This window comes from Gilliamella sp. CG22, from assembly GCF_046635725.1.
In the GTDB taxonomy this organism is placed as follows: domain Bacteria; phylum Pseudomonadota; class Gammaproteobacteria; order Enterobacterales; family Orbaceae; genus Gilliamella; species Gilliamella apicola_I.
Genome location: NZ_JBIDFK010000002.1, coordinates 154,920 through 175,368, shown reverse-complemented (window position 1 = coordinate 175,368; position 20,449 = coordinate 154,920). Strand labels below are relative to the sequence as shown.

Genomic DNA, 20,449 nt, shown 5'->3' with positions numbered 1-20,449 from the left:
GGGTAAATTGTGCTATCAATGATTAGGATTAAACTTAGATTTTTTCTAGATAAGTATGGTAAAAAGTAAATAAAAAGCCCGTCTCATTGACGGGCTTTTTATCGCGATTTGAAGATAATTATTCTGCAATAATTTCAACAATAATTTTAGCAAAAGCTTCGCTGTGTACTTGGAATAACACTTCAAACTCACCTGTGTTACGTAATACACCATTTGGTAAGCGAACTTCGCTTTTTGATACTTCAATACCACGAGCTTTAACCGCATCAGCGATATCACGTGTACCGATAGAACCAAATAAACGACCTTCATCACCAGCTTTAGAAGTAATAGTCACTTTACCAAGTGCATTAATTTCAGCAACGCGCTCTTCTGCGGCTTTTAATGTCTCAGCAAGTTTTGCTTCTAATTCAGCACGACGCGCTTCAAAGAATTCGATATTCTTTTTAGTCGCAGGTACTGCTTTACCTTGTGGAATCAAAAAGTTACGCGCATAACCCGCTTTAACATTAACTTGATCACCTAAGCTGCCTAAATTAGCAACTTTATCGAGTAGAATAATTTGCATTATATGTTCCCTCTGTTGCTAATTACTGATGGTTGTCAGTATATGGTAATAATGCCAAGTAACGAGCGCGTTTGATAGCGCGAGCTAATTGACGTTGATATTTTGCGCTAGTACCAGTAATACGACTTGGTACGATTTTACCACTTTCAGTGATATAGCTTTTTAATAAAGAAACATCTTTATAATCAATTTCTTTAACGCCTTCTGCAGTAAAACGGCAGAATTTGCGACGACGGAAATAACGTGCCATTTGGCTATTCTCCTAATAGTTTAATTTGGTCAGCATGTAACACAAGTTGACTTGTTTGATTACGTTTAGTGTGTGTACTAATAAAGCCACTCACTAATACTTTGCTGCCTTTTTTTATGTAACTTAACTCTTGTTGTCCGCTGGCAATAACGGGCATTATACACCATGCTTGCCTTGTGAGTTCTGCTTCAATTTGTTCAGAAACATGTTCTAAATAAAATTGGCAGTGTGACACTCCACTTGGACTGATTTTTCTTATCGGGGTCTTGGTAACAATACCCGATAACACCAAACGATTATTCTTCGGAATCATCGTCCATGTTTACTTCGCTAAAATCTTCTTCAGCGTTACGACGCTCATCTTTAGCTTTTAACATTGGTGAAGTTTCAGTTACAGCATGTTTAGTACGCATAATTAAACTGCGAATGACTGCATCATTGAAACGGAAGTTATCTTCAAGCTCGTTAACAGCTTCTTGAGTCGCTTCAACATTCATTAACACATAATGTGCTTTGTGCAGTTTTTCGATAGGATAGGCTAATTGACGACGACCCCAATCTTCTAAACGATGAATTTTTCCACCGTCAGTCGTTAATGTACCAGTATAACGTTCGATCATACCCGGTACTTGTTCACTTTGATCTGGGTGAACCATAAAAACAATTTCGTAATGACGCATTATCGCTCCCTACGGATTAATCAGCTTTCTGTCGGGGCAACCGCAACCCATTGAAAGCAAGGAACATGAAAATTTGGCGGTTGAAATCGACGGGGCATTATATATCAACTGACCTTAATTGACAAATGAATATGTTAAGTTTAATAAATTTTTGTGCCAGACTAATACTGATGATAATTGTTTGATAACAATAAATTTATGGAATACTTCACGCAAATTCTTAAATAATTCTTGATAAGTCTAATCATATTTTCATTCTTGGCTTTCTTTACCAATTAAAAAGGTCACCCTTTGGTGACCTGAATATAGCAAAACATTTATTGTTTATCTTTATGTTGTAATCTTATTTTGCCGCTTTTACGGCTAAGCCTAACTGCCATACTGCCATTGCATAATAGCTACTGTGATTATAACGGGTAATGACATAAAAATTAGGTAATCCATACCAGTATTGATAATGATTCCCCATATCAAGCCTTAACAAGCTAACCTGTTTATTGCCATCTAATGTGCTTTGTGGTTTCAATCCTGCTTTGGCCAATCTTTCGATCGAATATTTGGTACTAAACCCTGTTTCAAGCGATAATGCCTGTCCATCGGCTTTTACAGCCACTTTTTTCCCTTTTTGCCAACCATAGGCTTTAAAATAGTTGGCAACGCTGCCAATTGCATCTACGGGATCCCACAAATCAACATGACCGTCATGATTAAAATCCACCGCATGATTTCTAAATGCTGATGGCATAAATTGACCGTACCCCATTGCCCCAGCAAATGATCCATTTAAATCAAAAGGATCAACACCTTCATCTCGACACATAATTAAGTAATCTTCTAACTCTTTAGCAAAATAGGCCGAGCGTCTTGGGTAATAAAAAGCAAGTGTCGAGAGTGCGTCAATAATTTTTGTTTTTCCCATGACTCTACCCCACCCTGTTTCAACACCAATAATACCGACAATAATTTCAGGTGGAACACCATACTCTTTATAAGCTTGCGCTAACTCTTTTTCATATTTATGCCAGAACTCTACTCCTCTTGGCAGATTGCTAGGCGTGATAAATTTATTTTTATAGCGGATCCAAGCACCATTAGGGCCAGTCGAAGGTCCCGATTGTGGTGCTTGTTTGTCCATTAAATTTATAACCCAATCAAGTTTTGTGGTTTGTGCTAGTACTTCTCGAAGTTGTTCCCGATCAAAGCCATGTTTATTGACCATTTTATCGATAAACTTTTCTTGTTCAATAGCCAATGGCGCATCGTTGACAATGACAAGATCATGCTCTTTTTCAAGATAAACACCACCCGATACATTTGATTGACCTCGATGTTGTTGCATCGGCGATGTCGTCGAGTTGTTACTTTGGCAAGCAACAAGTAACCATACCATACTGAATAAAATGACAATACGTTGCATAACCCATCCACATTTAAAGAGTTAAATAATAAACAGCATAATAATGTATTTCATGCTATTCAACAATGTTTTGACAAGGTTGCCCTTGAGAAATTTGCTTGATATTGGTTAATGTGGTTTCGGAGATATTCAATAAGGCTTCTTGCGTTAGAAAAGCTTGATGCCCTGTAAAAATCACATTATGACACGATGATAATCGACGGAACACGTCATCTAAAATAACATCATTCGATTTATCTTCAAAAAAGAGGTCTCGTTCATTTTCATAAACATCCATTCCTAATGCACCAATTTTGGTTTGCTTTAAGGCATCGATTGCGGCTGTCGCATCAAGTAATCCACCACGACTGGTGTTAATAATCATGACGCCATTTTTCATTTTTTTAAATGAATCTTTATTAAGTAGATGATAGTTTTCAGGGCTCATTGGACAGTGAAGCGTAATCACATCAGATTTTGCATAGAGTTCATCAAGTTGGACATATTGCGCACCTAATTCGACTGCAATATCATTTGGAAAAGGATCATAAGCTAAAATATTCATACCAAAACCTTTTAGGATTCGGATCACTGCTTGTCCAATTTTACCAGTACCAATCACGCCTGCGGTACGATTATGCATGTTAAATCCAGTTAAGCCATCAAGGGCAAAATTCGCATCGCGAGTCCGTTGGTAGGCTTTGTGAGTACGTCGATTAAGCGTCATCATGAGTGCAACGGCATGTTCGGCTACTGCTTCAGGTGAATAAGCCGGTACACGGACAACCGTAATGCCTAATTTTTTGGCTTCAGCGATATCAACATTATCAAATCCTGCACAACGTAACGCTAAGATTTTTACCCCACAATGCGCAAGTTTTTGTAAAACGGTTTTATCAACTTCATCATTAACAAATACACAAACGGCATCATAACCTTGTGCTGTGACTGCTGTTTTATGACTGAGTTTATGATCATAATATTCGATATTAAAACCAAATTTTTTATTGGCAATCTCTAAATGTTCTTTGTCATAGTGTTTACTACTGAAAACCGCAATTTTGATTGAATGTTTCATTTTTTTGCACCTCTGTTCATGGTGATTAACGCATGTTTAGTTGTCTCTGTTTTTTATAGTTTTATTAAAACTATACAGACATTGTAAACCTAAATAAAATAATTTCAGCTCAATGCTATTATGAATGAATTGTTTGCTTTGACCTTAGTGATTATTTTGACAATGATATGTTATGATAGCACTTTGCTAAAAAACTAACCAATAATGTTAAATAATGAATAGAAAGCAAGACTCCATTGTTAAGACCATTTTCACGACTAAAATGCTAATATGTATTTTTACTGGATTCGCATCAGGCCTACCTTTTTATCTTTTATTGCAATTATTACCCGCTTGGCTTGATAGTGAAGGAGTCAATATCAAAACAATTGGCGCGTTTACTTTAACTCAAATACCTTATATTTTTAAGTTTGTTTGGGCACCCTTTATGGATAACATCGCTTTATTTAATTTGGGACGACGCCGTGGATGGATGTTTATTTCACAAATTATATTAGTGATTTCCATTGCCAGTCTAGGATGCTTTTCTCCTTCGTTAAACATCTGGTTGATTGCAAGTATTTCATTCATTATTGCTCTCTTTTCTGCCACGCAAGATATTTCACTTGATGCTTTTCGACGTGAATTATTGTCAGACCAAGAGTTAGGATTAGGTAATAGTATTCATACTAATGCTTATCGTATAGCAGGTCTAGTCCCTGGCTCGCTATCATTAATTTTATCCAGCTATTTGCCTTGGAGCAGTGTTTTTATTATTACAGCACTCTTTATGATTCCAGCTGTTATTATGACGCTTTTAGTTAAAGAACCTCAGAGTTATACCCCTAAAACCCATTCCATTGAAGATATTATTATTAAACCCTTTAGTGAATTTATTACACGTAATGGAGTGATTAAAGCGCTTTTGATTTTAGCCTTTATTTTCTTATATAAATTAGGTGATAGTATGGCAACCTCGTTAGCAACGCCTTTCTATCTACAAATGGGATATGATCGATTAGATATCGGTTTAATTGCTAAAAATGCATCGTTATGGCCAAGTGTATTTGGTGCTTTAGTCGGTGGAATTTTAATGATAAAAATTGGCATCAATCGAGCACTTTGGTGTTTTGGCTTTGTACAAGTTGTCTCAATATTAGGTTTTGCTTGGCTTTCAATTGAAGGCCCTTTTACTGAAATCGCCCTTTTCCAGAAAGTTTTATTAGCACTTGTAATTGGATTTGAAGCCCTTGGTGTTGGACTTGGATCCTCTGCTTTTGTTGCTTTTATTGCAAAAACTACTAACCCACTTTATACCGCAACGCAATTTGCATTATTTACCAGTATTGCATCCATTCCTAGAACGTTAATTAATGCTACTACTGGTATCCTTGTTGAAGATTTAGGATGGACATCCTTTTATGGTTTATGTACGATTCTTGCTATACCAGGAATGTTATTACTTTTTGTAGTTGCGCCATGGAATAAAAAAACTTAGGAGAGAATATGGATCAATTAACTCAAGCATTAAATTTTCGGCATGCATGTAAAAAGTTTGATGAAACGAAAAAAATCGCTCAGGCTGATATGGAATACATTTTAGAAGCGGGTCGATTATCACCGTCTTCTTTCGGTATTGAGCCTTGGCATTTTGTCGTTGTGGATAATGATAAAATCAAAACGGAATTACGTGCTGCTTGTTACAATCAAGAACAGGTAACTAGTTGTTCACATTTTGTCATTGTGCTTTATCGTAAAGCCAATAATTTTACATTACAAAGTGAATATTTGCGTCGTACCGTCGCCCGTGGATTACCGAATGCTAATGATCAAACTGCAATCGATACGGCAAGTCAATATTTCATCAATTTTTATGAGCATGGTTTAGCAAATGGATTAACCGTTAATCATTGGTCAGAAATGCAAGATTATCTTGCTTGTGCCAATATGCTAACAGCGGCAGCGTATCGAAGTATTGATTCGTGTGCTATTGGGGGATTTGAATACGACAAAATTGTGCAAATACTTGAAAAATATATGCCGCAATTTAGTGCTGAATCTTATGGTATTGGACTTGGTTTAGCGTTTGGTTATCGATTAAAAGAGCCAACAGCAAAAATTCGCTGGCCACTAAAAGATCTTACAACGTATTTATAAAATTAAAAAAAACTTCCGTGCCTAATGGCGACGGAAGGAACAAAATGAAAAAAACAACACCGAATTTATTTAACCGATTGGTATAAGGTTTCGGCATCTGTTGATGCCGAATCCATAATAAACACCACGCCAGATAAAATATTGCCAATTTGTGGATCGGTAATATTTTGTTGTAATGACGTTAATATTTCTTGCGCCCAATTGATTTTTCGTAGTACGGCTTCTACGTTTTCTTTTGAAGGATTATTCACTTTCATTTCCCTCCATCTTGCTAGGATTTCATCTTTAAAAATAATGAATAATAGTTATCAAAATAAGTAACAGGTTTTGAATAAGAAAAAAACACATTTTAAAGGCAAAAAAGATAAAAATAAAACAAATGTTGTTTTAAAAAACTTAAATTCAATTAAAAAAACCGAAAAGAAAAAGATAATCGCATTTTAACCAATTAAATAAATATATTGTGTCTACCTATCGCTACAATAATCAATTTTTTTGCCAGAATGAGATCAATAATGATAGACTTGTGAGCCAGAAATATCGTTAATATCAATTGGTAGACTGTTTGTTGGCTGTCAGTAATTAAAAAATTTTCTGCACGAAAATTGACAATAAGATGCCAGAACAAAAATGAGTAAGGATTTTAAAGATGAAGACTAAACATGTACGTTTGTTAATACTGGGTTCTGGTCCAGCTGGATATACCGCAGCGGTGTATGCCGCACGTGCTAACCTTTCCCCTACCTTAATTACCGGATTACAGCAAGGCGGACAGCTTACCACTACAACAGAACTCGAAAATTGGCCAGCAGGTGCACCTGATTTAACAGGCCCTGAATTAATGGTCAAAATGCGAGAACATGCCGAACGATTTAATACAGAGATTATTTTCGATCAAATTGATCGTGTCGATTTTAGCAGTAAGCCTTATAAGCTTTATGGCAGTGAAACAGAATATCATTGTGATGCATTGATTATTGCAACGGGTGCGTCTGCCCAATATCTAGGCTTGCCTTCTGAAGAAGCTTTTAAAAGTAAAGGGGTATCAGCTTGTGCGACTTGTGATGGATTTTTCTATCGTAATCAGAAAGTGGCTGTCGTCGGTGGCGGTAATACAGCTGTCGAAGAAGCACTTTACTTAGCTAACATTGCAAGTGAAGTTCACTTAATTCATCGTCGTGATACCTTTAGAGCAGAAAAAATATTAATGAATAGATTGCACGAAAAGGTACAACAAGGAAAAGTGATTTTACATACTCATCGCATTGTTGATGAAATTTTGGGCGATAATATGGGCGTAACGAGTGTCAGGTTACTCAGTACTCAAGATCCCAATATCAGTGAAGAAGTCGCTGTCATGGGCGTTTTTATCGCCATAGGTCATAAACCAAATACCGAGATTTTCGAAGGACAGCTTGAGTTAAAAAATGGTTATATCAAAGTCAAATCCGGTACTGAAGGGCGAGCAACACAAACCAGTGTCGAAGGAATTTTTGCAGCAGGCGATGTGATGGATCACTTTTATCGGCAAGCCATTACTTCGGCAGGTACGGGTTGTATGGCGGCATTGGATGCAGAGCACTATTTAGATAATTTAAAATAAAAAAATATTGATATTCATGTCATTAGATAAACAACGTCAAACTTATTTATTAAATTGGCTAAAGCAGCATGCAAAAGGATATCAATCTGACTTGCGTGCCTCGACTTTAACCGGCTTTTTGTTAACCATTTTTGTGATCTTTCAAGCGGCTTTGTTAGCGACGATCTTACAAAAGTTAATTATTGAGCAACACAGATTTTTTGACATTTTGCCTTATTTTGGTTGTTTGGTTATTGTGTTTTTAGTCCGCGCTGGTTTACTTTATTTACGAGAAAAAATTAATTTTATTTTAGGCAAAAAAGTTAGAAAACAGATTCGTCATCAATTAATCAATCAGCTTGAAAAATTGGGCCCTGCCTATCTAAATCGAAGCACCACCGGTGCATGGAGTACATTAATTATTGAACAAGTTGATAATCTCCAAGATTTTTTTGCCCGCTATTTACCGCAAATGCGTTTAGTGAGTATGGTACCTATTTTAATTTGTATCGCAATTTTCCCTTTTAATTGGGCTGCTGCACTGATTTTACTCGCTACAGCCCCATTAATTCCGATTTTTATGATTTTAGTGGGTATGGGTGCTGCGGATATTAATCGTCGCCACTTTAAAGCATTGAGTTATCTAAGCGGTCATTTTTTAGATCGATTAAAAGGTCTAAATACCATTCGGCTGTTTAATCAAGGCGAAAAACAAGCTCAAGAGATTAAGCGTGCATCCGAAGATTTTCGCGTTAAAACGATGCAAGTTTTAAAAGTCGCTTTTTTGTCTTCTGCCGTTTTAGAGTTTTTCACCTCGATTTCAATCGCCATTGTGGCGGTATATTTTGGATTTTCTTATTTAGGCGAGTTTGATTTTGGTTCTTATAATGGCACAGTCACGCTTTTCGCTGGTTTTTTTGCGTTAATTTTGGCGCCAGAATTTTTTCAGCCTTTACGTGATTTAGGCACTTATTATCATGCGAAAGCCGAAGCTATTGCTGCCGCTGATAATATTGAATCTTTTTTAAATGATGAAAATTCATCAATAAATGCTGAACATCAAGTAAAATCGATTCCCTTTAATGAGCCATTAAAATCTATTGAAGCAGATAACTTAATCGTGTTATCCAATGAGCGACATCCTATTGTTGGCCCTTTATCATTTTCGCTAAAGGCACCTTTTAAATTAGCATTAATAGGAACCAGTGGCGAGGGGAAAAGTTCGTTGATGCAAGTTTTACTTGGTTTTTTGCCTTATCAAGGTTCATTAAAAATCAATGGGATTGAGTTTAATCAGTTAAATATCACTGATTGGCAAAAACAAGTCAGTTGGATTGGTCAACATCCCTATCTTTTAAATAGTTCTGTACGAGATAATATTTTACTTGGTAATCCGCTTGCCAGTAATGAAGAACTTCAAGCCGTCATTTGTAAAGCACAGCTTATTGACGTTGTAGCTAAACTGCCCGAAGGATTAGATACCCTTATTGGCGAAGATGCTATCCGTTTATCGATTGGACAAGCACAGCGCGTGGCTTTAGCCAGAGCGATGCTAAAGTCTTGCCAATTATTGATTTTAGATGAACCTACAGCAAGCTTAGATCAAGAAACAATTAATCATTTAGAACGACATAATATTGCCCCTAATACGATTACAATTACCCATCAGTCGGACGATATGCAGTACGCAGATCAAGTTTGGCAACTGACTCATGGTCAATTAAATTGTAACGTTAAGGAGATCACATGCTAGCGATTTTGCGTCCATACATTGCTCTGTATAAACACTATTTTTGGCAAATCTTAATTGGTTTATCTTTATCGATTCTCACCCTGTTTGCAAGTGTGTTTTTGCTCTCTTTATCTGGCTGGTTTTTAGCGTCGACCGCTTTTGTGGGGGTAGCTGGTTTGTATTCTTTCAATTATATGCTTCCTGCTGCTGGGGTTCGGGCAGCAGCGATTACCCGAACGGCAGCACGCTATATGGAGCGTTTAGTTGATCATAATACAACCTTCAAAATTCTTGCTTACTTAAGGACATTAGCTTTTCGCAAACTATTACCATTAAGTGCCAATCAATTAGCACAATATCAAAAAGCGGATCTGCTTAATCGATTTATTGTCGATATTGATGCGCTTGATCACCTTTATTTAAAACTTTTTTCACCCATTGTAACTGCATTGATAATGATCGCAATTTTATTTATCGGATTAAGTTACATTAATCTACCTATTGCGCTCATCATTACCATTATTCTCACGCTGACTTTGCTTACTGTACCTGTGATTTTTTATTATGCCGGTAAACAATTAGGCGAGACATTGGCAAAACAGCAAAGCGATTATCGTTCACAACTGATTAGCTATTTACAAGGACAAGCTGAACTCACTTTATTTAATGCCCAAGCAAAGTATCGTGATAAACTTGATGAACTTGAATCACAGTGGCTTAGTAATCAACAACGTCAATCAACGTTAATGGCGCTATCGAGTGCATTAATTTTATTAATCTCAGGTTTTTTAACACTGCTGGTATTATGGCTGATCACTCAATATACACTTTCGCCATTAGTTGCCTTATTTGTCTTTGTTTGTCTTGCCAGTGCAGAAATTTTAATGCCCATTCCTAATGCCTTTATATTTTTAGGGCAAGTCATCGCATCGGCATCCCGTATAACGGCTATTTTTAGTCAAACACCTGAAATTACCTTTGTGAAAGAAGGTAAAACACTTGATTTGACAATGGCTAAATTACACTTTGATAAAGTTAATTTTAGTTATCCAAATCAACCTTTTATCATATTAAAAGATTTTTCGTTAACGGTTGAATCTGGTGAGCATATTGGGTTGATTGGTAAAACCGGCTCTGGTAAATCAACACTGCTCAATTTGATTAATCGCATTTGGGAACCCAATTCGGGGTCAATCTATTTGAATGATACACCTATTAACCAGTTGGATGAAAAAACACTTCGCCAAGCTATTGCTGTCGTTCCGCAAGTTATTACCATTTTTAGCGATACGTTACGGCAAAATTTGCTGATTGGTAATGAGCAGGCTACCGATCAGCAATTGATAGATGTTTTGCATCAAGTTGAGCTGGATAAATTACTTATTACGGAAAAAGGTCTCGATTTACTTATTGGGCAAGGTGGGCGTGCGTTATCGGGTGGTGAAATTCGCCGTATTGGGATTGCTCGAGCATTACTGCATCATTCACCCTTGATTTTAATGGATGAACCAACCGAAAGCTTGGATCAACAAACGGAACAGCAGATCATTAAACTTATCCAACAATCCTGTAAAGGTAAAACTTTACTTATGGTAACACATCGTTTAATTGATAATCCGTTATTTGATCGAGTAATTTCGCTCTAACTTAGCGTGTAACATAGTGTTATTATTTATATGTTTTTTAGGATAAATTTTTAGAGAACGTACATTTTGTGACTGTTTAACATTTTAAACAGTCAAACTTGAATAAGTGACAAACCAGTTAAGATGTTTAAATTTTTTGTAAGATAACTTTTGCCTAATGGTTATCTACACTGCAATTTTTAAAATATGTTATACTAGTGCTTTATTTAGATTGATAGAGAGTTTATTTTGCAACAGTCATTACAAGATTTCATTACAGATAAAATTGATGATTTAAAAGGCAAGGATATTGTCATTCTTGATGTGAAAGGTAAATCAAGTATTACTGATTATATGGTCATTTGCACCGGTACATCAAATCGTCACGTGTCTTCAATTGCAGGGCATTTAATTGATGAAGCTAAAAAGCATGGGTATCTTGTTTTAGGTAGTGAAGGACAAAGTGATGCTGACTGGGTTGTTGTCGATATGGATTCTGTGATTGTGCACATCATGCAAGAAGAAAGTCGTCAACTTTACGAACTTGAAAAACTTTGGGGTTAATTAGGTGAAAATACAGCTCATTGCTGTAGGCACTAAAATGCCTAATTGGGTCACAACAGCTTTTGATGATTATCGCTTTCGTTTTCCGAAAGATATGCCTTTAGAATTAATCGAAATACCGGCAGGAAAACGTACTAAAAATGCCGATATCGTTCGTATTTTAGATAAAGAAGGCGAATCGATGCTTAGTGCTTGTGGCAAAGGTAACCGTATTGTCACGCTAGACATTCCCGGTAGACCTTATACTACTCATAATTTAGCCGAGCAATTGGAACGTTGGAAGACAGATGGACGTGATGTCAGTTTATTAATTGGTGGGCCTGAAGGACTTTCACCAGCTTGCAAAGCAGCAGCAGAACAAAGCTGGTCATTATCCCCCCTTACCTTACCTCATCCTCTTGTTCGAGTTATTGTGGCTGAAAGCCTGTATCGAGCTTGGAGTTTAACCACTAATCATCCTTATCATCGTGAATAATGACAGAGTTTATCATGAGTGAAATTATCTTAGATCTGCAAGTAGCAACAACGCAAACTGATCGCCTTCCCACTGAACAACAAATCATGCAGTGGCTAAACGTTATTCTGCCTCAATTTATGGATCAAGCAGAAATAACGATTCGTATTGTTGATGAAGCTGAAAGCCAACAATTAAATCATACCTATCGACAAAAAAATAAACCGACCAATGTGTTATCTTTTCCTTTTGAGTCGCCAATTGATATTGAAGTGCCACTTTTAGGTGATCTCATTATTTGTAAACAAGTCGTCGAAAAAGAAGCACAAGAACAACATAAATTATTAATTTCGCATTGGGCTCACATGATAGTGCATGGCTGTTTGCATTTACTCGGTTATGATCATATTGTTGACGAAGAAGCAGAAGAAATGGAAAGTATCGAAATTGATATTATGAAACAGTTAGGATTTGATGATCCTTATCAACCCATTGACTAATTAAAACAAATCATTACACTATTCTCATTCAATTTATAATTCACATTAACTAAGCTGAGTATAAGAATAATTTACATCATGCAAAATAACTAAGGAATCAAGCAAATGAGTGATGATAATCACCGGAGCCCTAAAAAAGGGTTTACTTTATGGTTAAGTCAGTTATTCAATTCAGAGCCCAAAGATAAAGAAGAACTGATTGAAGTAATTCGTGAAGCCGAAGAAAACGAACTGATTGATCCTGATACTCTCGACATGATCGAGGGAGTAATGGATATTGCAGAACAGCGTGTTCGCGATATTATGATTCCTCGTTCTCAAATTGTAACAATTAAAGATAATTACACGCTTGATGAGTGTTTGAATATTATTTCTGAACATGGACACTCTCGTTATCCTGTCATAAGTGAAGATAGAGATCACATTGAAGGTATTTTGTTAGCTAAGGATCTTCTTATGTTTATTCGTCAAGGTGTGGATAATTTTGATCTGAAAAAAATTTTACGCCCTACTGTTGTTGTGCCAGAAAGCAAACGTGTTGATCATATGTTGAAAGAGTTTCGAATGGAACGCTATCATATGGCTATAGCTATCGATGAATTTGGTGGTGTTTCGGGCTTAGTCACCATTGAAGATATTTTAGAGTTGATTGTTGGTGATATCGAAGATGAATTTGATGAGATTGAAGATCGTGATATTCGTCGCTTATCCCCTCAAGTCTATACTGTTCGAGCACTGACACCTGTTGAAGACTTCAACGATGTTTTTAAAACCGATTTTAGTGATGAAGAAATGGATACCATTGGGGGGTTAGTCATGCAACATTTTGGGCGTTTACCCTTACGAGGCGAAAGTATCACTATTGAAGGTTATCAATTTAAAGTGACCATTGCCGATCGTCGACGGATCATTCAGCTTCATGTCACTATTCCTGAAGGGGCAACCGTTCCTAATCTAGAGTTACCTGAAAATGCTTAAACATCTGGCATTAGCTATAATTTTCGGGAGTATCGCTGTTTTCAGCTATGCTCCTTTTCATATTTGGCCTTTAGCATTTATATCCTTTGCAGGACTGTTATGGCTCATAGCTAATAAGTCTAAAAAGCAAGCGATGCTGATAGGGCTTTGCTGGGGAATCGGCTATTTTACAGCCGGTGTGCATTGGATTTATATTAGTATTAAACAGTACGGCGAATTACCATCATCTGTGGCATTAATCATTTTAGGATTTTTGATCCTTTACCTGTCACTTTATCCAATGCTTTTTGCGCTATTACTTAGCTGCTTAAAACGATTTGCACCGCCGTTTTCATTGAAACAGCTAGTCTTTGCTGCTCCTATTTTTTGGCAATTAACTGAATTTTTACGTGGTTATATTTTAACTGGTTTTTCATGGCTTGAGTTAGGTTACAGTCAACTTGACAGCCCATTACGAGCTTATTTTCCCCTTATTGGTATAAATGGTGTGACATTATTAACCACCATTTTAAGTGGTTTAATAACATATTGTTTGTTTAGACTTAAACAAAAAGCTTTCACAAAGCACTTTTTTGGTGCATTAATTGCACTTTTTGCGTTCTCGATTGCACCATTTTTATTCAATCAGATTAATTGGACTAAGGTAGATAAACACCGAGTGGCTAATTTTGCGTTGATACAAGGTAATATAGCACAATCATTACGGTGGACTCATCAACAACTAAATCAAACTATTGATACCTATACCAAATTGACCAAAGCAAACTTTGGAAAAGATAAAATCATTATCTGGTCAGAAGCCAGTATTACAGATTTTGAAATAAATCAACAGTCATTATTGCAGTATCTTGATAATCAAGCCAGAGCAAATGAGACAGAAATCGCCGTTGGTATCATCGATTATCGTTTCAATGGAGGAAGATATGATGATGACGGTAATGTTTATAATACGCTACTGGTATTAGGTGATAAAACACCTTATGAATATCCAACCAATAATCGGTATCAAAAACACCACTTAGTGCCATTTGGTGAATTCACTCCATTGGAAGCCGTACTTAAACCGATTACGAATCTATTGGGTATTCCCATGTCATCGATGCAATCAGGTGACATAAAGCAAGCACCATTAATAATGAAAGGGTTTAAATTTACTACTGTGATTTGTTATGAAGTGATTTTGTCTGATTTAATGTGGCAAAATTTTTCAGCTGATACTGACTTTTTACTGACCGTTTCTAATGATGCTTGGTTTGGTAACAGTATTGGGCCTAAGCAACATCTTCAAATGGCACAAGCCAGAGCATTAGAGTTTGGTCGTCCTTTGATAAGGAGTACCAATAATGGCATCACAGCCATTATCGATCATCATGGTAAAATCATCCAACAATTACCCCAATTTGAAACATCAGTGTTATCTCAAACCTTATCCCCTACAATCGGTTTAACACCTTATGCAAGATGGGGAAACAGACCTTATTTAATTATCATGCTTCTTATGACACTTCCTTTTTTTATAAAAAAAAGGAAGTGATGTTGAGACTGGCATAATTATTGCTTAAATCTAACTAATTCTGATTAAAATTACTTCGTTCAGTTGTGACAAAATTTTGGTCACAATTGTTCGCATCTAGCTCCAATGATATATAAATAAACAGTAAAAAGTACTTTTATAGTAAAAAATAAGTTATAATATACGCCCTTTGTAAAAATATTAAATATATTTAATATGATACAAATTAAACAGTAGGAGATGAGTATGAACATAAAAACAAAATTAACCAAATTAGTGTTATCATTTGCAATGTTAGGTCTAATAAGTGGTTCAGCAGTTGCTGAAGAACTGACTGGCACATTAGCCAAAATTAAAGATAGTGGTGTGATTGTTGTTGGTCATCGTGAATCTTCTATTCCATTTTCCTACTATGGTAAAAACCAAGAAGTGATTGGCTATTCACAAGATTACTCTAACTTGATTGTTGACGCCGTCAAAAAAGAGTTAAATATGCCTGATCTTAAAGTAAAATATTTACCGGTTACCTCTAAGACACGTATACAATTACTGAATAACTACACATATGATTTTGAATGTGGTTCAACAACCAATAATCTTGAGCGTCAAAAAACGGTTGGTTTTTCAAATAGCATCTTTATTGTTGGTACACGTTTTTTAGTTAAAGCGGATAGCAATATCAATAGTATTGAAGACCTTAAAGGTAAGAACGTTGTAACTACAGCTGGAACAACGTCAGAAATTCGTTTAAATCAAATCAACAATAAGGAAAAATTAAATATTCGTATTATTACACCAAAAGATCATGGTGATGCTTTTAATGCGCTTGAAACCGGTCGAGCAGCAGCATTTTTAATGGATGATGCATTATTAGCAGGAGAGCGTTCTCGTGCCATTAATCCAAGTGAATGGAAAATTATTGGCGAACCACTTTCATATGAATCTTATGGTTGTATGTTAAGAAAAGGTGATGTCCAATTTAAGCAATTAATGGATAAAGCAATTGCTGATGCTCAAACATCCGGAAAAGCATTAGAATCATATAACAAATGGTTCACTCAACCAGTGCCACCAAAAGGGGCCAATATGGAACTTGAAATTTCACCAAAAATGGTTGAGTTATTTGCAAATCCTAATGATAAAGCATTAGATTAACACTTTTCTTCTCTTTCTAATCCCATGTACTAAATGTGAAAACATTTAGTACATAATCTAATTTATGTGAATTAAATATATTATGAGTTTTAATCGAATACTAGCTTTGGAACCTTTTACAGCCTTTTGGAAACATCTTTGTGATTCCATAATGAGCTTTAATTGGATGCTATTTTTTGAACCGACACCTTATGGAGACGGTATTTACTTAAACTGGCTACTCGATGGCGTTTTTGTGACAGTTTCGTTAGCAATCACCGCATGGATCATTGCATTTATACTAGGATCATTGGTTGGTATTTGCCGAACATTAGACAACAAGCTGTTAAACAAGTTTGCTGCTTGCTATGTCCAGCTATTCCGTAATATTCCTTTATTGGTACAAATGTTTTTATGGTATATGTTATTTCCTGAATTATTAAGCGGAAGTTTCAAAACATGGTTTATGTCTGAACTGTCCCCTAATATCAGTGCGTTTATTACCGCTGCAATTGCGTTGGGATTATTTACCTCTGCACGTATCGCTGAGCAGGTAAGAACAGGTATTCAAACATTGCCAAAAGGTCAACGATATGCGGCAATTGCTCTTGGTTTAACAAACAGACAAGCGTATTGTTATATTTTATTACCGAATGCTTATCGGCGCATCATTCCGCCATTAACTTCCGAGATGACCAATATTATTAAAAATTCATCCGTTGCTTCTACAATTGGGTTGATCGACTTAATTGGACAAATCGAACGTATCAATGATGCAACAAACTGTATTATTGAAGTGTTATGTGGCGTAACGCTTGCTTTCGTGTTGATAAACTATGCGGTTCTTTTCATTATGCGAAATGTTGAAAAACACATGCGTTTACCAAATATGAGTCAAGGAGGATAATATGCAGTTAATTAATTGGATTGCCGATATCCCTTCATTGGTCATTGAAAATTATCCATTATTATTAAGTGGATTATGGTTAACAACCAAAATTACTTTTATTGCCGTTGTTTTTGGTATAGTTTGGGGAACGGTACTGGCGTTAATGCGTCTATCAAATATTAAAATATTGAATGTTTTTGCCAAGTGCTATGTCAATTTATTCCGTTCCATTCCACTTTTATTAGTGCTGTTATGGTTCTATTTGGCACTACCACAGGTTATTAAACATTTGTTTAATCTTCCTCCTTATGCAGATGTGCGTATTGCTTCGGCTATGATTGCTTTTGCGCTTTTTGAAGCCGCTTATTATTCTGAAATTATTCGAGCAGGAATTAGCGCTGTTGCTAAAGGTCAATATCATGCTGCTTATGCTTTAGGAATGACAAAAAGCCAATCCATGCGTTTGATTATTTTACCTCAAGCATTCAGATCAATGATTCCATTACTGTTAACTCAAGGAATTATTTTATTCCAGGATACGTCTTTGGTTTATGTAATGAGCTTAATTGACCTGTTTGGTGCAAGTGTCACTCAAATTGGTAGTGTGCAAGGCGGCACAGTCAAATATTCTATGATTATTTTTGCAGCAGCAATTTATTTTATAATTTGTTTTACTGCTTCATGTTTAGTTAATTATTTCAAAAAAGGGATAAGTCGATGATCTCCTTAGAAAATGTATCAAAATGGTATGGACAATTTCAGGTATTAAAAAACTGTACTACACGAGTTGGTAAAGGTGAAGTTGTCGTGGTTTGTGGTCCTTCTGGATCAGGTAAGTCAACGCTGATTAAAACGGTTAATGGTTTAGAGCCCGTACAAAAGGGTAAAATTATTATTGATGGCACTGAAGTGACCAGCAAATCAACTAATCTAGCAAAATTACGCTCTAAAGTCGGGATGGTGTTTCAGCATTTTGAACTGTTCCCACATTTAACGATTTTAAAGAATTTGACGTTAGCTCAAATCAAAGTGTTAAAACGATCTGAAAAAGAAGCGCGTGAAAAAGCATTATCATTGTTAGATCGTGTTGGTTTACTTGCACATGCCAACAAATATCCTGCGCAACTTTCTGGCGGTCAACAACAGCGTGTTGCCATTGCACGTGCACTCTGTATGGATCCAATTGTCATGTTGTTTGACGAACCGACTTCAGCACTTGATCCTGAAATGGTTAATGAAGTGTTAGATGTCATGGTCGAACTAGCTTATGAAGGCATGACCATGATGGTGGTGACCCATGAAATGGGCTTTGCTCGAAAAGTGGCACATCGTGTTATCTTTATGGATGCTGGCGAGATTATTGAAGATACATCTAAAGAGCAATTCTTTAGTAACCCAGAATCAGATCGTGCTAAAGACTTTTTAGCGAAGATTATTCATTAATATATAAAAAAGCACCAGCTATTATTAGTTGGTGCTTGCTTAATCTACTTTTTAATTCTTTTACTTTTGCGAATAATTTGTTATTTGTTTAACTAATCCACTTTCCCGATGTATTTGACTTTTAACTACCCGCTCTAAAATTTTTGTATCAGCGTAAATGGATACTGACTCTTTAGCCCTAGTGATTGCAGTATAAAGTAAAGAGCGATTTAATAACGGTGAGAATTCAGTAGGTAGTATTATATTTACATGATCAAATTCAGAACCTTGTGATTTGTGTATTGTCATTGCATAGGCTGTTTCATGTTCAGGTAGTCGATAAGGTGAAAAGCCTTTAATTATGCCATCCGAAAAAGGAAAATAGACTCGCAATTTAGAACTATCATGTTTTGCATTTAGTGTAATTCCTATATCACCATTGTATAAACCTAACGATGTGCTGTTACGTAAAATCATAACTGGTCGACCGATATACCATTGTTCACGTTGCTTTAAATTAATCAATTTATGTTTAGCTAATAGCAGTTCAATTTGTTTATTTAATCCTTCTACGCCAAATTTTCCTTCACGTACAGCACATAATAAACGGCATTGAGCAAATTTAGCCAAAACAGCAGCTATATCATTATTTGAGTGATGCCTAATGGCATTTAAGTAATCTTTATAATGTTCAACACAGTCTTCTAAAAGCGCTTGGTAGGTTTGACGTGATGAAAGTTCATAATAACTAACATCTTGCAAAGTATTATCAGCAAGTAGCTTTTTAACATTATGATACTGCTCTTCTTTTACTGCATTTGCTAACAATCCAATACCGGATGACTCGTTAAATCGATAACTTTTTTTCAGTAAACAGATGCTATCAGCAATTGTTGTTACTGGTTGGTTCGTAATTGGGATGGTATAGCCGGTTAACTTGCTTAGCTCATCGGCTCTTGATTGGCTGTACCCATTTGAAATAAAGTGACATAAGTCTCCAAAGACCGCTCCGGCCTCAACTGATGAAAGTTGGTCTTTGTCACCTAATAAAATTAGTCGAGCAGAAGCAGGTAGGGCTTCAATAATTCTCGCCATCATATTGAGATCAACCATTGAGGCTTCATCAATTACAAGAACGTCGATATGTAATTGGTTATTCTTGTTATAACTAAACGAGCGATTATCAGTTTTTGCGCCCAATAGTCGATGAAGTGTTACTGCTTCGGTTTTAATATTTAATGATTCAAAAGATAGCTGTTCAATTGCTCGCCCTAATGATTCTGTTAATCGAGATGCTGCTTTGCCGGTTGGCGCAGCTGCTACGATTCGTGTTGCCGGGTTGTTTAATACTATTCCAGCTAGAATTTTAGCTACGGTAGTTGTTTTACCTGTACCCGGCCCACCAGAGATGATGGCAACTTTTCGTGTTAATGCAACAGCAACAGCAATCTTTTGCCAGTCAATACTTGCGTTATTGTGAGAAAATAGTTGGTCGAGTATTTTTTTTAAATTGATGTTTGGCGTAATATCCAATTGAGTTTGATTGAAATAGCGCGCAACAAAACGTTCATCTAACCACATGCGTTGAAAATAGAGTTTGTTTTCAATAAAAACTAAAGGTGCTAGTTGATCTCCAAAACTGACAACATGTTTATTAGACGCTAACTTAAGTACATTAACCCAATCGTTATTCGTCGGTGAATTAAGTTCTGACCAGATTTGTGGCTCAATATTTTCTAATCGAGTAAGATCAAGGCACACGTGCCCTGCTCTTACTTCCATACTTAAGGATAAAACTAAAAAAGCAAAACGTTTAGCAATGACTTCATCTTCACAATCAATTTTATTAACCAAAAATTGAGCCAAATGAAGATCTAATAAACTGATCTGACTATTTTGCTTAAATTGTTCTAACCATGTAATTAACATACTTTATACTTTGTTTTAT

22 protein-coding genes are annotated in these 20,449 nt (G+C 36.1%); 14 read left to right on the top strand and 8 right to left on the bottom strand.

The features are described from left to right. Window positions 1–118 precede the first annotated feature (118 nt). The 6 genes from rplI to ACGH46_RS02535 form a co-directional block, all read right to left on the bottom strand. On the bottom strand, window positions 119–568 hold the full coding sequence (gene rplI / locus ACGH46_RS02560; RefSeq protein WP_411603943.1) for a 50S ribosomal protein L9: 450 nt from the start codon (window positions 566–568) through the stop codon (window positions 119–121). A 22-nt stretch (window positions 569–590) separates the two neighbouring features. Continuing rightward, window positions 591–818 (bottom strand): 30S ribosomal protein S18, encoded by a 228-nt coding sequence (gene rpsR / locus ACGH46_RS02555; RefSeq protein WP_025314965.1) that lies wholly within the window; start codon window positions 816–818, stop codon window positions 591–593. Window positions 819–822: 4 nt separating this feature from the next. Then, window positions 823–1,128, bottom strand: coding sequence for a primosomal replication protein N (priB, locus tag ACGH46_RS02550; RefSeq protein WP_411596968.1), 306 nt, complete (start codon window positions 1,126–1,128; stop codon window positions 823–825). Further along, entirely contained in the window at window positions 1,115–1,498 is a 384-nt protein-coding gene (rpsF, locus tag ACGH46_RS02545) for a 30S ribosomal protein S6 (protein WP_065559156.1), read from the bottom strand. The genes priB and rpsF overlap by 14 nt, the downstream gene beginning before the upstream one ends. A 343-nt stretch (window positions 1,499–1,841) precedes the next feature. After that, on the bottom strand, window positions 1,842–2,915 hold the full coding sequence (gene mltB / locus ACGH46_RS02540) for a lytic murein transglycosylase B (RefSeq protein WP_411596900.1): 1,074 nt from the start codon (window positions 2,913–2,915) through the stop codon (window positions 1,842–1,844). A gap of 55 nt (window positions 2,916–2,970) precedes the next feature. Continuing rightward, entirely contained in the window at window positions 2,971–3,960 is a 990-nt protein-coding gene (locus tag ACGH46_RS02535; protein WP_267351759.1) for a 2-hydroxyacid dehydrogenase, read from the bottom strand. 226 nt (window positions 3,961–4,186) lie between these two features. On the opposite strand from ACGH46_RS02535, the gene ACGH46_RS02530 reads away from it, so the two are divergent. Beyond that, a complete protein-coding gene (locus ACGH46_RS02530) occupies window positions 4,187–5,449 on the top strand; it encodes an AmpG family muropeptide MFS transporter (RefSeq protein ID WP_267351559.1) in 1,263 nt (420 codons plus the stop codon). A gap of 8 nt (window positions 5,450–5,457) precedes the next feature. Beyond that, window positions 5,458–6,108 (top strand): NAD(P)H-dependent oxidoreductase, encoded by a 651-nt coding sequence (locus ACGH46_RS02525; RefSeq protein ID WP_411603940.1) that lies wholly within the window; start codon window positions 5,458–5,460, stop codon window positions 6,106–6,108. A gap of 65 nt (window positions 6,109–6,173) precedes the next feature. Here ACGH46_RS02525 and ACGH46_RS02520 read toward each other — a convergent pair whose 3' ends face one another. Continuing rightward, complete coding sequence (locus ACGH46_RS02520) at window positions 6,174–6,365, bottom strand: hypothetical protein (RefSeq protein ID WP_267351562.1); 192 nt, start codon at window positions 6,363–6,365, stop codon at window positions 6,174–6,176. Window positions 6,366–6,757: 392 nt separating this feature from the next. Here ACGH46_RS02520 and trxB point away from each other — a divergent pair, with 392 nt between their 5' ends. From trxB to ACGH46_RS02460, 12 genes are all read left to right on the top strand, one after another. Next, window positions 6,758–7,711, top strand: a complete 954-nt coding sequence (trxB, locus tag ACGH46_RS02515) for a thioredoxin-disulfide reductase (RefSeq protein WP_411603938.1) — start codon at window positions 6,758–6,760, stop codon at window positions 7,709–7,711. 16 nt (window positions 7,712–7,727) lie between these two features. Beyond that, on the top strand, window positions 7,728–9,443 hold the full coding sequence (gene cydD / locus ACGH46_RS02510; RefSeq protein WP_411603936.1) for a heme ABC transporter permease/ATP-binding protein CydD: 1,716 nt from the start codon (window positions 7,728–7,730) through the stop codon (window positions 9,441–9,443). Next, a complete protein-coding gene (gene cydC / locus ACGH46_RS02505) occupies window positions 9,437–11,068 on the top strand; it encodes a heme ABC transporter ATP-binding protein/permease CydC (RefSeq protein WP_411603933.1) in 1,632 nt (543 codons plus the stop codon). Before cydD ends, cydC begins: the two co-directional genes overlap by 7 nt. A gap of 225 nt (window positions 11,069–11,293) precedes the next feature. Then, window positions 11,294–11,611, top strand: a complete 318-nt coding sequence (gene rsfS, locus ACGH46_RS02500; RefSeq protein WP_065559148.1) for a ribosome silencing factor — start codon at window positions 11,294–11,296, stop codon at window positions 11,609–11,611. A gap of 4 nt (window positions 11,612–11,615) precedes the next feature. Beyond that, window positions 11,616–12,086, top strand: coding sequence for a 23S rRNA (pseudouridine(1915)-N(3))-methyltransferase RlmH (gene rlmH / locus ACGH46_RS02495; RefSeq protein WP_267351570.1), 471 nt, complete (start codon window positions 11,616–11,618; stop codon window positions 12,084–12,086). 14 nt (window positions 12,087–12,100) lie between these two features. After that, window positions 12,101–12,565, top strand: coding sequence for an rRNA maturation RNase YbeY (gene ybeY / locus ACGH46_RS02490; protein WP_267351572.1), 465 nt, complete (start codon window positions 12,101–12,103; stop codon window positions 12,563–12,565). A 105-nt stretch (window positions 12,566–12,670) separates the two neighbouring features. After that, window positions 12,671–13,543, top strand: coding sequence for a CNNM family magnesium/cobalt transport protein CorC (gene corC / locus ACGH46_RS02485; RefSeq protein ID WP_267378026.1), 873 nt, complete (start codon window positions 12,671–12,673; stop codon window positions 13,541–13,543). Continuing rightward, window positions 13,536–15,077 (top strand): apolipoprotein N-acyltransferase, encoded by a 1,542-nt coding sequence (gene lnt / locus ACGH46_RS02480; RefSeq protein WP_411603930.1) that lies wholly within the window; start codon window positions 13,536–13,538, stop codon window positions 15,075–15,077. Before corC ends, lnt begins: the two co-directional genes overlap by 8 nt. A 225-nt stretch (window positions 15,078–15,302) precedes the next feature. After that, window positions 15,303–16,211: a glutamate/aspartate ABC transporter substrate-binding protein gene (locus ACGH46_RS02475; RefSeq protein ID WP_267351577.1), complete on the top strand. Its 909-nt coding sequence runs from the start codon at window positions 15,303–15,305 to the stop codon at window positions 16,209–16,211. A gap of 151 nt (window positions 16,212–16,362) precedes the next feature. After that, window positions 16,363–17,097 (top strand): amino acid ABC transporter permease, encoded by a 735-nt coding sequence (locus tag ACGH46_RS02470; protein WP_065559143.1) that lies wholly within the window; start codon window positions 16,363–16,365, stop codon window positions 17,095–17,097. A 1-nt stretch (window position 17,098) separates the two neighbouring features. After that, window positions 17,099–17,800 carry an ABC transporter permease subunit gene (locus ACGH46_RS02465; RefSeq protein ID WP_267351580.1) on the top strand — a complete coding sequence of 234 codons (702 nt, stop codon included), beginning with the start codon at window positions 17,099–17,101 and terminating at the stop codon, window positions 17,798–17,800. Further along, window positions 17,797–18,522, top strand: coding sequence for an amino acid ABC transporter ATP-binding protein (locus tag ACGH46_RS02460; RefSeq protein ID WP_065559141.1), 726 nt, complete (start codon window positions 17,797–17,799; stop codon window positions 18,520–18,522). Before ACGH46_RS02465 ends, ACGH46_RS02460 begins: the two co-directional genes overlap by 4 nt. A gap of 60 nt (window positions 18,523–18,582) precedes the next feature. On the opposite strand, the gene recD is transcribed toward ACGH46_RS02460, so the two are convergent. Further along, window positions 18,583–20,430, bottom strand: a complete 1,848-nt coding sequence (recD, locus tag ACGH46_RS02455; protein ID WP_267351581.1) for an exodeoxyribonuclease V subunit alpha — start codon at window positions 20,428–20,430, stop codon at window positions 18,583–18,585. Window positions 20,431–20,449: the final 19 nt, after the last annotated feature.

What these genes read in the sequence shown, in the direction of transcription:
- rplI (WP_411603943.1), bottom strand. Translation starts at nt 568, where the DNA reads ATGCAAATTATTCTACTCGATAAAGTTGCTAATTTAGGCAGCTTAGGT.
- rpsR (WP_025314965.1), bottom strand. Translation starts at nt 818, where the DNA reads ATGGCACGTTATTTCCGTCGTCGCAAATTCTGCCGTTTTACTGCAGAA.
- rpsF (WP_065559156.1), bottom strand. Translation starts at nt 1,498, where the DNA reads ATGCGTCATTACGAAATTGTTTTTATGGTTCACCCAGATCAAAGTGAA.
- mltB (WP_411596900.1), bottom strand. Translation starts at nt 2,915, where the DNA reads ATGCAACGTATTGTCATTTTATTCAGTATGGTATGGTTACTTGTTGCT.
- ACGH46_RS02530 (WP_267351559.1), top strand. Translation starts at nt 4,187, where the DNA reads ATGAATAGAAAGCAAGACTCCATTGTTAAGACCATTTTCACGACTAAA.
- ACGH46_RS02525 (WP_411603940.1), top strand. Translation starts at nt 5,458, where the DNA reads ATGGATCAATTAACTCAAGCATTAAATTTTCGGCATGCATGTAAAAAG.
- ACGH46_RS02520 (WP_267351562.1), bottom strand. Translation starts at nt 6,365, where the DNA reads ATGAAAGTGAATAATCCTTCAAAAGAAAACGTAGAAGCCGTACTACGA.
- trxB (WP_411603938.1), top strand. Translation starts at nt 6,758, where the DNA reads ATGAAGACTAAACATGTACGTTTGTTAATACTGGGTTCTGGTCCAGCT.
- cydD (WP_411603936.1), top strand. Translation starts at nt 7,728, where the DNA reads ATGTCATTAGATAAACAACGTCAAACTTATTTATTAAATTGGCTAAAG.
- cydC (WP_411603933.1), top strand. Translation starts at nt 9,437, where the DNA reads ATGCTAGCGATTTTGCGTCCATACATTGCTCTGTATAAACACTATTTT.
- ybeY (WP_267351572.1), top strand. Translation starts at nt 12,101, where the DNA reads ATGAGTGAAATTATCTTAGATCTGCAAGTAGCAACAACGCAAACTGAT.
- corC (WP_267378026.1), top strand. Translation starts at nt 12,671, where the DNA reads ATGAGTGATGATAATCACCGGAGCCCTAAAAAAGGGTTTACTTTATGG.
- lnt (WP_411603930.1), top strand. Translation starts at nt 13,536, where the DNA reads ATGCTTAAACATCTGGCATTAGCTATAATTTTCGGGAGTATCGCTGTT.
- ACGH46_RS02475 (WP_267351577.1), top strand. Translation starts at nt 15,303, where the DNA reads ATGAACATAAAAACAAAATTAACCAAATTAGTGTTATCATTTGCAATG.
- ACGH46_RS02470 (WP_065559143.1), top strand. Translation starts at nt 16,363, where the DNA reads ATGAGCTTTAATTGGATGCTATTTTTTGAACCGACACCTTATGGAGAC.
- ACGH46_RS02465 (WP_267351580.1), top strand. Translation starts at nt 17,099, where the DNA reads ATGCAGTTAATTAATTGGATTGCCGATATCCCTTCATTGGTCATTGAA.
- ACGH46_RS02460 (WP_065559141.1), top strand. Translation starts at nt 17,797, where the DNA reads ATGATCTCCTTAGAAAATGTATCAAAATGGTATGGACAATTTCAGGTA.
- recD (WP_267351581.1), bottom strand. Translation starts at nt 20,430, where the DNA reads ATGTTAATTACATGGTTAGAACAATTTAAGCAAAATAGTCAGATCAGT.